At 73.8% G+C, this 13,516-nt stretch carries 12 protein-coding genes; 5 read left to right on the forward strand and 7 right to left on the reverse strand.

The genetic code is table 11. The features are described from left to right. The first annotated feature begins 60 nt into the window (after nucleotides 1-60). The 4 genes from iolC to OG299_RS25355 are packed head-to-tail and all read left to right on the forward strand — an operon-like array spanning nucleotide 61 to nucleotide 5,203. Nucleotides 61-972 (forward strand): 5-dehydro-2-deoxygluconokinase, encoded by a 912-nt coding sequence (gene iolC / locus OG299_RS25340; protein WP_327364594.1) that lies wholly within the window; start codon nucleotides 61-63, stop codon nucleotides 970-972. 20 nt (nucleotides 973-992) lie between these two features. Continuing rightward, the gene (iolB, locus tag OG299_RS25345; protein ID WP_266633542.1) at nucleotides 993-1,826 is read left to right on the forward strand and encodes a 5-deoxy-glucuronate isomerase; all 834 of its coding nucleotides are present in this window, start codon (nucleotides 993-995) and stop codon (nucleotides 1,824-1,826) included. After that, nucleotides 1,823-3,691: a 3D-(3,5/4)-trihydroxycyclohexane-1,2-dione acylhydrolase (decyclizing) gene (iolD, locus tag OG299_RS25350; RefSeq protein WP_327362722.1), complete on the forward strand. Its 1,869-nt coding sequence runs from the start codon at nucleotides 1,823-1,825 to the stop codon at nucleotides 3,689-3,691. The genes iolB and iolD overlap by 4 nt, the downstream gene beginning before the upstream one ends. Before the next feature lie 12 nt (nucleotides 3,692-3,703). Next, nucleotides 3,704-5,203 carry a CoA-acylating methylmalonate-semialdehyde dehydrogenase gene (locus OG299_RS25355; RefSeq protein ID WP_327362723.1) on the forward strand — a complete coding sequence of 500 codons (1,500 nt, stop codon included), beginning with the start codon at nucleotides 3,704-3,706 and terminating at the stop codon, nucleotides 5,201-5,203. Between the two features lie 72 nt (nucleotides 5,204-5,275). On the opposite strand, the gene OG299_RS25360 is transcribed toward OG299_RS25355, so the two are convergent. The 6 genes from OG299_RS25360 to OG299_RS25385 form a co-directional block, all read right to left on the reverse strand. Beyond that, on the reverse strand, nucleotides 5,276-6,439 hold the full coding sequence (locus tag OG299_RS25360; protein ID WP_327362724.1) for a hypothetical protein: 1,164 nt from the start codon (nucleotides 6,437-6,439) through the stop codon (nucleotides 5,276-5,278). A gap of 61 nt (nucleotides 6,440-6,500) precedes the next feature. After that, nucleotides 6,501-7,535: a WxL protein peptidoglycan domain-containing protein gene (locus OG299_RS25365; RefSeq protein ID WP_327362725.1), complete on the reverse strand. Its 1,035-nt coding sequence runs from the start codon at nucleotides 7,533-7,535 to the stop codon at nucleotides 6,501-6,503. A gap of 118 nt (nucleotides 7,536-7,653) precedes the next feature. Next, the gene (locus tag OG299_RS25370; RefSeq protein ID WP_266629136.1) at nucleotides 7,654-8,946 is read right to left on the reverse strand and encodes a hypothetical protein; all 1,293 of its coding nucleotides are present in this window, start codon (nucleotides 8,944-8,946) and stop codon (nucleotides 7,654-7,656) included. 299 nt (nucleotides 8,947-9,245) lie between these two features. Further along, nucleotides 9,246-10,436 (reverse strand): S8 family peptidase, encoded by a 1,191-nt coding sequence (locus OG299_RS25375; RefSeq protein ID WP_266629137.1) that lies wholly within the window; start codon nucleotides 10,434-10,436, stop codon nucleotides 9,246-9,248. Between the two features lie 190 nt (nucleotides 10,437-10,626). Further along, nucleotides 10,627-11,040 carry a GNAT family N-acetyltransferase gene (locus tag OG299_RS25380; protein ID WP_266629139.1) on the reverse strand — a complete coding sequence of 138 codons (414 nt, stop codon included), beginning with the start codon at nucleotides 11,038-11,040 and terminating at the stop codon, nucleotides 10,627-10,629. Between the two features lie 231 nt (nucleotides 11,041-11,271). Then, complete coding sequence (locus OG299_RS25385; RefSeq protein ID WP_327362726.1) at nucleotides 11,272-11,970, reverse strand: 4'-phosphopantetheinyl transferase family protein; 699 nt, start codon at nucleotides 11,968-11,970, stop codon at nucleotides 11,272-11,274. Between the two features lie 87 nt (nucleotides 11,971-12,057). Here OG299_RS25385 and OG299_RS25390 point away from each other — a divergent pair, with 87 nt between their 5' ends. Continuing rightward, nucleotides 12,058-12,852, forward strand: a complete 795-nt coding sequence (locus OG299_RS25390) for an alpha/beta fold hydrolase (protein WP_327362727.1) — start codon at nucleotides 12,058-12,060, stop codon at nucleotides 12,850-12,852. Here the strand turns inward: OG299_RS25390 and OG299_RS25395 are convergent. Next, nucleotides 12,849-13,373 carry a hypothetical protein gene (locus tag OG299_RS25395; protein ID WP_327362728.1) on the reverse strand — a complete coding sequence of 175 codons (525 nt, stop codon included), beginning with the start codon at nucleotides 13,371-13,373 and terminating at the stop codon, nucleotides 12,849-12,851. The two genes, OG299_RS25390 and OG299_RS25395, sit on opposite strands and share 4 nt — an antisense overlap. Nucleotides 13,374-13,516: the final 143 nt, after the last annotated feature.

A 13,516-nucleotide genomic window follows, 5' to 3' on the forward strand; every position in this document is an offset into this window, starting at 1 on the left:
AGACGAGTGGGAGGACTGTCTGTGACCACCACGGACGATGTCGCGTTCGACCTGATCACGATGGGGCGCATCGGGGTGGATCTCTACCCGCTGAAAACGGGCGTACCGCTGGCGGAGGCGGACACCTTCGGGAAGTTCCTGGGCGGCTCGCCCACCAACGTCGCCGTCGCGGCGGCCCGGCTGGGCCGCCGGGTGGCGGTGATCACCAAGACCGGATCGGATCCCTTCGGCGCCTATCTGCGGGCCGAGCTGCGCGGGTTCGGCGTGGACGACCGGTGGGTGGGGGAGGAGGCGCGCTACCCGACCCCGCTCACGTTCTGCGAGATCTTCCCGCCGGACGATTTCCCCCTCTACTTCTACCGGCTGCCGAAGGCCCCCGACCTGGAGATCGAACCGGCGGAGCTGGACCTGGCGGCGGTACGGGCCGCACGGGTGTTCTGGATGACGGGGACCGGCCTGAGCGCGCAGCCGAGCCGGTCCGCCACCCTGGCCGCGCTGGAAGCCCGCGCGAAGTCCGGGATCACGGTCTTCGACCTCGACTGGAGGCCGATGCTGTGGGAGGACGAGCCGAAGGACGCGTACGCGCAGGCGCTGGGCCTCGCCACGGTGGCGGTCGGCAACGCGCAGGAGTGCGCCATCGCGACGGGCGAGTCCGAACCGCATGCGGCTGCGCGGGCGCTGCTGGCGGCGGGGGTCGAACTGGCCGTGGTGAAACGGGGGCCGGACGGGGTACTGGCGATGCGGCGGGACGGAACGGTGGCCCAGGCGGCGCCGGTGCCGGTGGAGGTGGTGAACGGGCTGGGCGCGGGGGACGCGTTCGGCGGGGCGCTGTGCCACGGACTGCTGGCGGGCTGGGATCTGGAGCGGGTGCTCCGCTTCGCCAACGCGGCGGGGGCGATCGTGGCTTCGCGACTGGCGTGCTCGGCGGCGATGCCGTACGCGAAGGAAGTGGAGGAGGTGCTGGAGCCGTGACCGTGACCGCGTCGCACGAGATGGAGTTCACCGCGCTGCGGGTGCTGGAGCTTGCACCCGGCGAGAGGTATGCGCACGCGTGCGGGGACCACGAGTGGATCGTCCTCCCGCTGGCCGGGGGGTGCACGGTCCGCTGCGCGGAGCCGAGGGGCCCCGCAGGGACCGGGTCGCAGGTGTTCGAACTCCGGGGGCGGGAGAGCGTGTTCAGCGGGCTGAGCGACTTCGCGTACCTGCCCCGGGACGGGGAAGCGGAGATCGGGTCCGTCGCCGGAGGGCGGTTCGCGCTCGTCGGGGCGCGGTGCGAGAACGTGCTGCCCGCCCGGTACGGGGCTGCCCGGGGTGTCCCCGTCGAGATCCGCGGCGCAGCCCACTGCACGCGCCAGGTCAACAACTTCGCCGCCGCCGGCGTCTTCGACTGCGACCGCCTCATCGCCGTCGAGGTCCTCACCCCCGGCGGGAACTGGTCCTCGTACCCGCCCCACAAGCACGACGAGTTCCACCCCGGCCACGAGTCCCGCCTCGAGGAGATCTACTACTTCGAGATCGCCCCGCACGGGGACACCCCCGGCCTCGGCTACCAGCGTGTCACCCCCTCCCCGGCGGGGAAGACCGACATCCTCACGGAGGTGAGGACCGGCGACGCGGTGCTCATCCCGGACGGCTGGCACGGCCCGTCCATCGCCGCTCCCGGGCACGACATGTACTACCTCAACGTCATGGCCGGGCCCCCGGGCCCGCCCCGGGAGTGGCTGATCCGGGACCACCCCGACCACGACTGGATCCGGGACACCTGGCCCGGCCAGGACACCGACCCCCGGCTGCCCTTCTACCGAGCGGAGGACGAGACCCGATGAGGCTCACCGTCGCGCAGGCCCTCGTCCGCTTCCTGGCCGCCCAGTACACCGAGCGTGACGGCCGCCGGCACCGGCTGATCGCCGCCACCTGGGGGATCTTCGGGCACGGGAACGTCGCCGGCATCGGGCAGGCGCTCCTGGAGAGCGGCCCGCGGGAGATGCCCTTCCTCCAGGGGCGGAGCGAACAGGCCATGGTGCATGCCGCCGTCGGGTACGCCCGCCAGTGCGGGCGGCTCTCGGCCCACGCCGTCACCACCTCGATCGGGCCCGGCGCCACCAACCTCGTCACCGGGGCCGCCCTCGCCACCATCAACCGGATCCCCGTCCTCCTCCTGCCCGGCGACACCTTCGCCACCCGGCCCGCCGATCCCGTGCTGCAACAGCTCGAGGTGCCGTACGCGGGCGACCTCTCCGTCAATGACACCCTGCGGCCCGTCTCCCGCCACTTCGACCGGATCACCCGCCCCGAGGCCCTGATCCCGGCCGCCCTCCAGGCCATGCGGGTGCTCACCGACCCCGTCCAGACCGGCGCGGTGACCCTGGCGCTGCCCCAGGACGTCCAGGCCGAGGCGTACGAGTGGCCGCCCGAGTTCTTCGCCGAGCGCGTGTGGGGCGTACGCCGGCCCCGGCCCGACCGGGACGAGCTCGCCCGGGCCGCCGCGGCCGTACGGGGCTCCGCGCGCCCGCTGATCGTCGCCGGCGGCGGGATCCGGCACAGCGCGGCCCAGGCCGCGCTGGCGGAGTTCGCCGAGGCCACCGGGATCCCGGTGGCCTGCACGCAGGCGGGCAAGGGGGCGCTGCCGTACGACCACCCCGCCGATGTCGGCGGGATCGGGCACACCGGGACAGCCACCGCCGACGAGCTCGCCCGCGGCGCCGACCTGGTCATCGCCGCCGGGACCCGGCTCACCGACTTCACCACCGCCTCGGCGACCCTCTTCCAGAACCCCGCCGTCCGCTTCCTCGGGCTCAACCTCGACCCGTACGACGCCCACAAGCTCGCCGCCCGGCCGCTGGTCTGCGATGCGCGGGTGGGCCTGGAAGACCTCCGGGTCGCGGCTGCCGGGTACCGCGTGGACCCCGCGTACGAGACGGCGTACAAAGAGAAGAAAAGGAGCTGGGAGCGGCTGGTCGATCGGGCCTACGCGGCCACCGACGAGGACGCCGCCCCGACGCAGGCCCAGGTGCTCGGGCTGCTCGACTCGGTTGTCGATGCCTCCGACATCCTCATCAATGCCGCCGGCTCACTGCCCGGGGACCTGCACAAGCTGTGGCGGGCCCGCTCCGGCGACCAGTACCACGTGGAGTACGGGTACTCCTGCATGGGCTACGAGATCCCGGCGGCGATCGGCACCGCGCTCGCCGCCCCCGGCCGCCCGGTGTGGGCGCTGGTCGGCGACGGGACGTACCTGATGAACCCGACCGAGATCGTCACGGCCGTGCAGGAGGGGATCCCGATCAAGGTGGTGATCCTCGACAACCACGGCTATGCCTCCATCGGCGGCCTCTCCGGGGCCGTGGGCGGGGAGGGCTTCGGGACCGCGTACCGCTTCCGGGCGGACGACGGTTCGTACACCGCAGCGCCCCTGCCGGTGGACCTCGCGGCCAACGCAGCCTCCCTCGGGATGGCCGTGATCCGCACCCGCACCATCGGTGACCTGCGGAAAGCCCTCGCCGAAGCGCGTGAGGCGGACCGTCCCACATGTGTCTACGCACAGACCCGAACACCCGACACTGTGTCGGGCCCGCCCCCGGCACAGGCGTGGTGGGATGTTCCTGTGGCCGAGACCGCGACCCGTGCGTCCGCGACCGCGGCCCGCGAAGAGTACGACCGGCAAGCCGCGCAGCGACGTCGCCATCTGTGAAGGAGCAAGGCAATGAAGACCGTCAACCACTGGATCGGTGGCAAGACCGTCGAGGGCGCGTCGGGCAACTACGGCCCGGTCACCGACCCGGCCACCGGCGAGGTCACCACGCAGGTCGCCCTCGCGTCGGCCGACGAGGTCGACGCGGCCGTACGGGTCGCCCAGGAGGCCTTCCAGACCTGGGGCCAGTCCTCGCTGGCCGCCCGCACCAAGGTGCTGTTCGCCTACCGTGCGCTGCTGGACGCCAACCGCGACGCCATCGCCGAGCTGATCACCGCCGAGCACGGCAAGGTGCACTCGGACGCGCTGGGCGAGGTCGCGCGCGGCCTGGAGATCGTCGAGCTGGCCTGCGGGATCACCACGCAGCTCAAGGGCGAGCTGTCCACGTCCGTCTCGAACCGCGTGGACGTCTCCTCGATCCGCCAGCCGCTCGGCGTGGTCGCGGGCATCACCCCGTTCAACTTCCCGGCGATGGTGCCGATGTGGATGTTCCCGCTGGCCGTGGCCTGCGGAAACACCTTCATCCTCAAGCCGAGCGAGAAGGACCCGTCGGCCGCCGTCAAGCTGGCCGAGCTGGCGACCGAGGCCGGCCTGCCGGCCGGTGTGCTCAACGTCGTCCACGGCGACAAGGTCGCCGTCGACGCGCTGCTCGCCCACCCGGGCATCGCGGCCGTCTCCTTCGTCGGCTCCACGCCGATCGCGCGCCACATCCACACCACCGCCTCCGCGAACGGCAAGCGGGTCCAGGCCCTGGGCGGCGCCAAGAACCACATGCTGGTGCTGCCGGACGCCGACCTGGACGCGGCCGCCGACGCGGCGGTCTCGGCCGCGTACGGCTCGGCGGGTGAGCGCTGCATGGCGATCTCGGCGGTCGTGGCGGTCGGCTCCATCGGCGACGAGCTGGTCGAGAAGATCCGCGAGCGCGCCGAGAAGATCAAGATCGGCCCGGGCAACGACCCGACCTCCGAGATGGGTCCGCTGATCACCGCCGCCCACCGCGACAAGGTCGCCTCGTACGTGAAGGGCGCGGCCGACCAGGGCGCCGACGTGGTCCTGGACGGTACGGGTTACACGGTCGGCGGCTTCGAGAAGGGCCACTGGATCGGCCTGTCGCTGCTGGACAACGTCAGGACCGACTCCGACGCCTACCGCGACGAGATCTTCGGGCCGGTGCTGTGCGTGCTGCGCGCCGAGACCTACGAGGAGGGCGTGGCGCTCATCAACGCCTCGCCGTTCGGCAACGGCACGGCGATCTTCACCCGCGACGGCGGCGCGGCCCGCCGCTTCCAGCTGGAGATCGAGGCGGGCATGGTCGGCGTCAACGTGCCGATCCCGGTGCCGGTGGGCTACCACTCCTTCGGTGGCTGGAAGGACTCGCTCTTCGGCGACCACCACATCTACGGGAACGACGGCATCCACTTCTACACCCGCGGCAAGGTCGTCACGACCCGCTGGCCGGACCCGTCCGAGGCCCCGGTGGGCGTGGACCTGGGCTTCCCCCGCAACCACTGATCGGCTGGCCGACTGATCGGCCTCACGACCGGCTCGCCTCCCGCACCCCTCACGCGGGAGGCGAGTTCGCGTTCAGAACAGGGACCAGACGTCGGCCGCCGCCGTCCGGCCCCAGACCGCGTCGCCGTGGCCGTAGCCGGGGACCACGGTGAAGCCGACGCGGTCGTTGCCGCCCGCGCGGATCAGGTCCGCGCCGCGCGGGTGGTCGCCGCGGCCCAGCGCGGTGTTGACCCACACCACCTCGGCCCGGATGCGGTCCCAGGGGATCCGGTACGTCGCCTCGTCGCCCGCCCAGACCGCGGCGAGGTCCCGCATCAGGGCCGTCGGGATCAGCCCGCTGCCCAGGGCTGCGGTGGCCGCGCGCCAGGTGGCGAGCGAGGTGTGGGCGAGGGTGAACCGGTCCTCGGCCGGGGTGGCGCCGAAGGCGTACTCGCCCGCACTGTGGCCCTGGGCGTAGATCCAGTTCGCCGGTCCCGGAAGGGCGGCCGTGCGAATCAGCGCGAAGTGGGCGAGCCCGGCACGGGTGAAGCGGAGCGAGGGGTTCGGGGGCCAGGGGGCCGGGGAGGGCGCCGCGGGGTCGGCGACGGCCTCTGCGATCAGGGCCGCCAGGCCCGGGTCGGTCGCGTACGTGCCCTGCGCGAGCAGGCCGGCGTACACGTCCCGCGTCGCGGCCGCCCGCAGCGTCAGTTCGCCGGTGTACGGCCCGGTCGTGTCCAGGACGACCACCCGGCGCAGCCGCGGCGAGCCGTCGTGCCCGGCGGCGTCCAGGGCGAGCGCGGCCCCGGCCGAGTGCCCTGCGTACTGGTACGGCAGCCGCAGTACGCAGTCCAGCGCGCCCACCACCCCCGCCAGATCCCGGCGGTGCGCCGCGAGCCCCTGCTCGGCGGTGATCTCGGCGGCGGTCGAGGCGTCCTCGCGCGGGGTGACCCCGACGACCAGCAGGCCCCGGCGGCACAGGTGGTGGGTGAGGTGGTGGTCGTCCGGGCCGCCCGGGGTGAAGAAGTCGGCGGCGAAGTTCAGTCCGCCGCCGGGCAGCAGGTACGCGATCCCGCGCGGTGGCCGGCTCGTGTCCGCGACCACGTCCACCGTGAGGCCGCTGCCGGAGAGTCGCACCGTGAGGCGGGTCCAGCCGGAGCCGGAGCCGGAGCCGGCGCGGTGGGTGGCGTCGCCGGTGCCCAGTGCGCGCTCGATGCGCGCCAGCAGGCCCGCGCCGGTCTCGGTGTGCTGTCGTTCCATCGCTCGTCTCCCCCGTCGCCGGTGACGACCGGACGCCGTCACCGGGGGACACCCTTGCCCGTCAGTGCGTTGCGGCCAAGTCCGGTGCGGGCTCGGCCTGTTCCGCGGGGGACCGGCGGCGGCGCCGCAGGACCAGGAGGGTGAGGGCGGCGCCCGCCGGCACCAGCAGCGCACCGAAGGCGGGCCACGGCACGGCGACGAACTCCGCCTCGGATGCCGAGGTGAGGTCCGGATAGGCGCTCGCCCCGGCCGCGATCCGTACGGTCACCCAGTCCGACTGCGGTGCGTCCGCCCACGGTTCGGTCAGCTCGATCCGCTGGCCGGGCAGCAGCACCAGCTTCAGCTCGCGGGCCGGCCGGTCGAGCACCGTGCGGCGCAGCAGTCCCTCGGCGGTCACCGCCACCTTGGGCTCGACGACCACGTTGCCCCGGTTGACCAGCGTGTACGAGACCGTGGCGCGGGCCTTCTTGATCCACGGCAGCAGCGGCGCGGACCGGCTGACCTTCACGTTCTCCACGCTCAGCCCCGGCGTCACCGGCCCCGGCACCCGGAAGTACAGCCGCGAGCCGACCTGCCGCTTCACCCCGACCTGGACCTTGCCCTCCTGCCGGATGCCCTCCACGGCGGTGTTGAGGGCGACGATCCCGCCGACGTGGTCGCCGGGCGTCGCGTCCTCGGGGACCTTCACCGTGAACGGGATGTCCTTGCGGCCCTTGGGCGGCACGGTCACCGTGGTCGCCGTCTCGGGCGGCAGCGCCAGCCACGTGCCCACGTCCTTGGGCTTCTGCTCCACCGGCAGCAGCGCGAAGGCGCCGCCGGCCGGGGTGTTCACCGCGTCGGTGGCGAAGACCCGGAAGGTCAGCTCCTTGTCGGAGGAGTTCAGGATCGTCACGCTGTCGCTGACCGTGGTCCCGGCCGCGCCCTGGTGGAAGAAGTACGCGCGGTCGGTCATCGCGGCGCCGGCCGGGGGCGTCGGGAACACCCCCCAGGTGCCGTTGTCCGCGGCCGTCGCCGTCGCGGCGGGCAGCAGCAGGCCCGCGACCAGCAGCAACAGGGCGAGGAGCGGACCGTACGAAACAGGGACGCGGGGGCGCATGGGCGGTTCTCCAGTCGGCGCGGGGAGGCGGGGGTGGGGCGGGAGGCGGGGGCGGAAGGCGAAGGGGTGGTGCGGCGCCGTGGCGCCGCACCACCCTGGGTGCACTGCTCCTGCCGGGTCAGGCGATCGAGAAGGTGACGACCGTCTGGTAGGTGTCGGCGAACATGAACGGCGGGAGCTGGATCATCCCGGCGCCGCCGACGGCGAACTCACCGCCGGTCAGTTCGTCCCCGCCGGCGGCCTGCGAGGCCACCTTCATCGGGGTCTCGGAGATCGCGCCGGGGGTGCCCGCGGTGCAGGTGCTCGGGCTGTCCGGGTTGGTCACGGTGCAGGACGGCTGGATGCCGATCTGCGCCTTCGCCATCGAGTGGCCGGTCGTCTGGTTCAGGAACGGCGTACGGGTCGCCGTCACGTCCCAGCCGAGCGTGCCGCCGCGGAAGTCCTGGACGGTCGCGGCATTGAACACACCGACCACCGACTGGGCCTTGCCGTTGATGGTGACCGAGGGGAAGGCGACGGCCGGCTGGCCGTCCTTCGGGCCGAGCGCCAGCGGGCCGGGGAGGACCTCGATGTCGACCGGGTTCTTCACGCCCGCCTGGTCCTCCAGGTACACGAAGGACTTGTACGGGGTGACCGAGCCGTCGATCTTCAGGGCGTCGGCCTTCTTGGTGACGGTGATGTTGCAGGTGGCGGCGCCGGTCGCGTCCGCCGTACCGGTGCCGGTGTCACCGGTGGCCGCGCCCGCGAGGAGGGCGGAGCAGGTGACCGGCCCGGCCGCGAAGTTGGCGCCGCTGACGACGACGGCCGTGCCGGCCTTGCCGCTGTTGGGCGTCAGCTTGGTGGTGACCGGGTCCTTGGGCAGGGCCTCGACGGCGACCGAGCCGAGCGTGGCGCTCGGCCGGGGCGCCGGGGTGCAGGTCGTGGTGAACACCGAACCGCTGAGGTCGGCGTCGGTGACCGCCAGGTCGAGCTTGATGTCGACCGCGGTGCCCTCGCTGCCGTCCGGGATCTTGATCGTTCCGGAGAAGGCCTTCGGGTCGAGCGGGGTGCCGGCGACGACGCTGACGGTCTCGGGCGGGCTGGTGACCACCTGGGTGGTCGTCCCCACCTTGAGGGTGATCTTGGTGGTGTTCACCGTCGTGACGGAGAAGCCGGGGATCAGCGGGCTCGCACCCGGATCGATCGTGATCGGTACGACGTCGCCGGCCTTGGCCGTGCCGGGCACCGTGACCGTGTAGTTCTGGTTGCCCGAACCGTCCGGCTGCGGAGCCGGGGCGTCGCAGTTCTCGAAGACGGGGGTGGTCACGGTCGCCGCCTGGGCGGTGCCGGTCAGGCCCACCACGCCGCCCGTCAGCGCGAGGGACAGGGCGCCCGCCCCGGCCAGAATTCTTCGTCGGAACGTTGTACTCACTGGGTCGCGACTCCTTCGTCAGACGAACCCCTCCCCCCACCCGCTGTGTGGGGGAGGCCGAGCCGGTGCGGTGGCCGACATTGACGCGTCGCGGTGATGAGAAGTCAATGACTTGCTTTCGCCCGAAGCACACAGAAATTGATGTCCCATCAGGCCGGGTCTCCGGGGGTGCGGTGCGGGTGGGATGGGTGGGGTGCGGGCAGGGGGCTGACGTGGGCGCCGACCCGGGCGGCGGCCGGGCTGCCGGCCCGGCCGCCGCCGGGCCGGGCCGCGGGCCCGGGGCCGCCCGCGCGGGCCCGTCAGCCCGCGGCCGCCGGGGCGCGCAGCAGCAGGTTTGCGGTGCCGGCCGGGACCCCGGTGAGGTGGTCCGGTACGGCGCCCTGCACCAGCGCGGCGGAGACCTCGGCGGGGGTCTTCGCCCTGCCGCCCGCGGCGAGGCCGTCCGCGAGGATCAGCGCGGCGACGCCCGCCGCGTGCGGGGCCGCCATGGAGGTGCCGGAGGCGCGGGCGAGGGCGGTCGCCCCGCCCTTCCAGGCCGAGGTGACGGAGACGCCCGGCGCGGCGAGGTCCACGCAGCTGCCGTAGCTGGAGAACGGGGCCCACTGGTCCGCGGCGTCGGCCGCACCGACGGTGATCGCCGCGGGGACGGCGGCGGGGGAGCCGGTGCAGGCGTCGTCGGCGGAGTTGCCGGCGGCGACGGTGAAGGTGATCCCGGCGGCGACGGCCCGGGTCACCGCCGCGTCCAGGGAGTAGCTGCGGGTGCCGCCCATGCTCATGTTGGCCACGGCGGGGGTGCCGGGGGCCTTGGCGGCGTCCTTCACCATCCACTCCAGGCCGCCCAGGATGGAGGTCAGGCTCGCGGACCCCTTGCAGTCGGCGACCTTGACGCCGACGAGGGAGACCCCCTTCGCGACCCCGTACGTCGCCCCGCCCAGGGTGCCCGCGACGTGTGTGCCGTGGCCGTTGCAGTCGCTGGAGCCCTCCAGGAACACGCCGTTGTAGCCGACCCGGGCCCGGCCCCCGAACTCCTGGTGGCCGGTGTTGATACCGGTGTCCACGACGTACGCGGTGACGCCCTGCGCGGTGGTCGCGTACGTGTACGAGCCGTCGAGCGGGAGATCGCGCTGGTCGATCCGGTCCAGCGGCCACGGCGCCGGGTTCTGCGCGTCGCTGATCCGGAACTCGGCGTCCGGCTCCACCGAGGCCACCCGGGGGTCGGCGGCGAGGGCGGCGGCGCGGGCTGCGGTGGTGCGGACGGCGAAGCCGCTGAGGACGGTGTCGTAGACGGCCCCCACCTGGTCGCCGGCGCCTGCGGCCTCGGCGGCCAGGGCGCGGGTCGGGGCGCGGGAGGCGGCGTCCTTGAGGACCACGACGTACGGGGCGGTGGCGGTTTCGGCGCGATCGGCGACGGCGGGTGCGGGGTGCGGCGGCAGGGCGGTGGCCGCCGCCAGCAGGGCGGCGGCCGGGAGCAGCGCGGTGAGTGCGGTCATGCGGCCGATGCTCGGCGAGGTGCGGGCCGGGCGCGCGGAGGGTGCGCCGAGTGGGCGCACGACACGCCGCCGGACGGATGAGGCGGCATCCGGCGGATCCCGGCCGGACGCGGCCCGCCGGCCGCCCCGGTGGCGAAGGCCCCGGCCGTCTCTTCCGGCCGCCGCACGGCAGCCGGACCCGAAACGGTCGCTACCCCGCCAAGGGCCAGCCGCGCAGGGCGAAGACGCCCTCGTCGCGGGAGCCGGCGGAGGCGTAGGTGGCGAGGGCGGCCTCGTTGTCGGTGTCGACTCCCACCCACATGCCGTAGCAGCCGCGGGCCTTGGCCTCGTCGGCGAGGGCCGCGGTCAGGGCGCGGCCGATGCCGCGGCGCCGGTAGCCCTCGTCCACGGAGAGCTCGTACAGGCACATCTCGGTGCCCTTGTCGGGGTGGCTCATCTCGACTCCGGAGACCATGCCGGCGGGGATGTCGTCGACGTAGGCGATGAGCATCAGGTGTCCCGGAGAGGAGAGGAAGCGCTCGGACCAGTCGAGTCGGGCGGGGCCGTCGAAGAGCCCCTCCGCGGCCTGGAGTTCGGCGACGGTACGGGCGGGGCGGATGTCCATGGCGGTCACGATAATGGGCGCGTGACGAGCGGCGACCTTGATTTCCCCACGGCGTGGCGAACCGCTCCGGAGGCGGCGCGCGGGATGGCGGCCTCCCGCGCGGGCCGTGCCTCCTGATGCCGTTTCCGCTGCGGAACGGCGGCGCCGGGCGGGGGATCCCGGTGGGCGGGCGGAGTACCCGGGCCGGGCGGAGTACCCGGGCCGGGCGGATTCCCGGGCCGGGGGGCGGGGTCAGCTGCGCAGGGCCAGCGCCGCTGCGTAGCCCGGCGGGGCCGGGAGGTCCGTCACGTGCCAGCCGGGGACGGGGGCCGGGTCGGGGCCCGAGCCGACGTACGGGTCGGCCAGGCCCGCGGCCAGGCCGGTGCCCGTGCCCTTGAAGTAGGCCTCCTTGCGCGACCACAGGCGGGCCAGCGCCCCCGGCTGCTCCGCCGCGGGCAGCGCGGAGAGCTCCGCGGTCTCCGCCGGATGCAGGCTGGTCAGGACGTCCGCCACCGCCGCGGCACTCGGGGTCGCCTCCACGTCGATCCCGACCGGTGCCCCCGCGAACGCGAGGTACGCCAGGTCGCCGCTGTGCGAGAGCGAGAACTGCACCGCGCCTCCCGCCACCGCCGGCCGCCCGTGCGGGCCGTCGCAGCACGGGCAGTCCTCCCGGACCAGGGTGACGTCCTGCGGGGCGAGCCCGAGGAAGCCGCCGAGCAGCACCCGCAGCCCCACGTGGGAGGCGAGGTACCGGTGCCGGTCCTCGACCCGCAGCAGCCGCCCGGCCCGCTCCCGTTCGTCCGCGTCCAGGAGCGCCCGGGCCTCGTCGACCCGGTGGCCGCCGACCACGTCGAGGGTGGTGTCCAGGGACCACACCGTCACGGCCGCCCCCGTCGGGACCTCGCCGGTCCGCGGCAGGTCCTGGCCGAGTCGGTTCACGTACGTACTCACCCGACGAGGGTAGACCAGACGTTCGAGGCGGCCTGGTTAATCTCTTCCTCTCGCCGATCAGTTGGTCAGCCGATCAAAGGAGCCTTGATGCGAAGTGCCGCCGTCACACCGGAGGATGACCGGATCCGCTGGGTCGAGCTGCCCGGGGAGGAACCCGCCCGGGTGTACGTGCACGGGCTGGGATCGACCTCGCCCGCCTACTTCGCCGCGAGCGCCGTGCACCCGCTCCTCGCGGGCCGCCGCTCGCTGCTGGTCGACCTGCTGGGGCACGGGCACAGCGACCGGCCCGAGGGTTTCCCGTACACCCTCGAGGCGCATGCCGACACCCTGGCCGCCGCCCTGGACGCGGCCGGTGCGACCGGCGTCGAGCTGATCGCCCACAGCATGGGCGGCGCCGTGGCCATCGTGCTCGCCCACCGGCACCCCCGCCTCGTCTCCCGGCTGGTGCTGGTCGACGCCAATCTGGACCCGGTGCCGGTCGTCCCGCGCACCGCCGGCAGCAGCGGCATCGCCTCCTACACCGAAGAGGAGTTCCTGGCCGGAGGCTGGGCCGAGGTGCGCGACCGGATCGGCGCGCACTGGTGGTCCACCATGCGCCTGGCGGACCGTACGGCCCTGCACCGCACCGCCGTACACCTCGCGGCCGGCACGACGCCGACCATGCGCGAGCTGCTGCTGGAGCTGAAGATCCCGCGCACCTACCTGCTGCCCGCGGCCGACGGGCCCCTCGCCGGGTCCGAGGCCCTTCAGGCCGCCGGGGTGTCCGTGGTCCCCGTTCCGGACTGCGGGCACAACATCATGCTCGACAATCCGGAGGCCTTCGCCCGGAGCACGGCAGCCGCACTCGCCCGCGACCAGGGGGGCCAGGACTGGGCCGTCTAGCCGCGGCTGCGTGCGTGGGCCGTGGGCGGGGTGCCGTCCTGCGTCTTCGACCCCGGCGAAGGGGTTCCGTCGGTCCAGGCGTAGACCCGCTTGCCGCGCACCGCGACCTGGTACTGGTAGAAGTCCCGGCACTCGGGCCGCTCTTCGGCCCGGGTGCCGTGCGGCCACCACTTGGCGCTCAGCTTCCGCCCGCCCTGGTCGTTCGGCGTGCCCGCGGTGCACTGCGGGCCGTCCAGCGGGGTCGCTCCGAGCGTGAAGCGGATCAGCCTGGCCTCGCCGGCGCTGCGCACGCGTATGCGTATGTCGGTGGCGTCCTTGGGCACCCACGACGGCAGCGTGAAGGCCTTCTCGCCGCGGGTGGACGCGTCGGCGGCGGTCGCGAAGTGCTTGCTCTTCTCCTTGAAGACCTGGTCGTTGATGGAGTCGGTCAACGGGTTGGGCGGGAGGTTGGGGAGTGCGAAGGCGGCGGTGGCGACGGCTCCCACGGTGGCGGCGGCGATGACGAGGGGACGGCGGTTCATGTGATCCAGTCTCGGCGGCGGCGCTCGCGTGCGCGTCCCTCCTCAGGACGAACCTGATGTCTGCCGGAAGTCTGATGCCGTGTCCTACCTGAGAGCTGCGTCGGTCAGCGACGCCTCCTGCGGGACAAGGCCAGGACGCGCCA

Source organism: Streptomyces sp. NBC_01296 (assembly GCF_035984415.1).
Classification (GTDB): domain Bacteria; phylum Actinomycetota; class Actinomycetes; order Streptomycetales; family Streptomycetaceae; genus Streptomyces.

Coding starts and splice junctions, on each gene's coding strand:
- iolC (WP_327364594.1), top strand. CDS start 61: ATGGGGCGCATCGGGGTGGATCTCTACCCGCTGAAAACGGGCGTACCG.
- iolB (WP_266633542.1), top strand. CDS start 993: ATGGAGTTCACCGCGCTGCGGGTGCTGGAGCTTGCACCCGGCGAGAGG.
- OG299_RS25365 (WP_327362725.1), bottom strand. CDS start 7,535: ATGCGCCCCCGCGTCCCTGTTTCGTACGGTCCGCTCCTCGCCCTGTTG.
- OG299_RS25380 (WP_266629139.1), bottom strand. CDS start 11,040: ATGGACATCCGCCCCGCCCGTACCGTCGCCGAACTCCAGGCCGCGGAG.
- iolD (WP_327362722.1), top strand. CDS start 1,823: ATGAGGCTCACCGTCGCGCAGGCCCTCGTCCGCTTCCTGGCCGCCCAG.
- OG299_RS25375 (WP_266629137.1), bottom strand. CDS start 10,436: ATGACCGCACTCACCGCGCTGCTCCCGGCCGCCGCCCTGCTGGCGGCG.
- OG299_RS25395 (WP_327362728.1), bottom strand. CDS start 13,373: ATGAACCGCCGTCCCCTCGTCATCGCCGCCGCCACCGTGGGAGCCGTC.
- OG299_RS25355 (WP_327362723.1), top strand. CDS start 3,704: ATGAAGACCGTCAACCACTGGATCGGTGGCAAGACCGTCGAGGGCGCG.
- OG299_RS25390 (WP_327362727.1), top strand. CDS start 12,058: ATGCGAAGTGCCGCCGTCACACCGGAGGATGACCGGATCCGCTGGGTC.
- OG299_RS25360 (WP_327362724.1), bottom strand. CDS start 6,439: ATGGAACGACAGCACACCGAGACCGGCGCGGGCCTGCTGGCGCGCATC.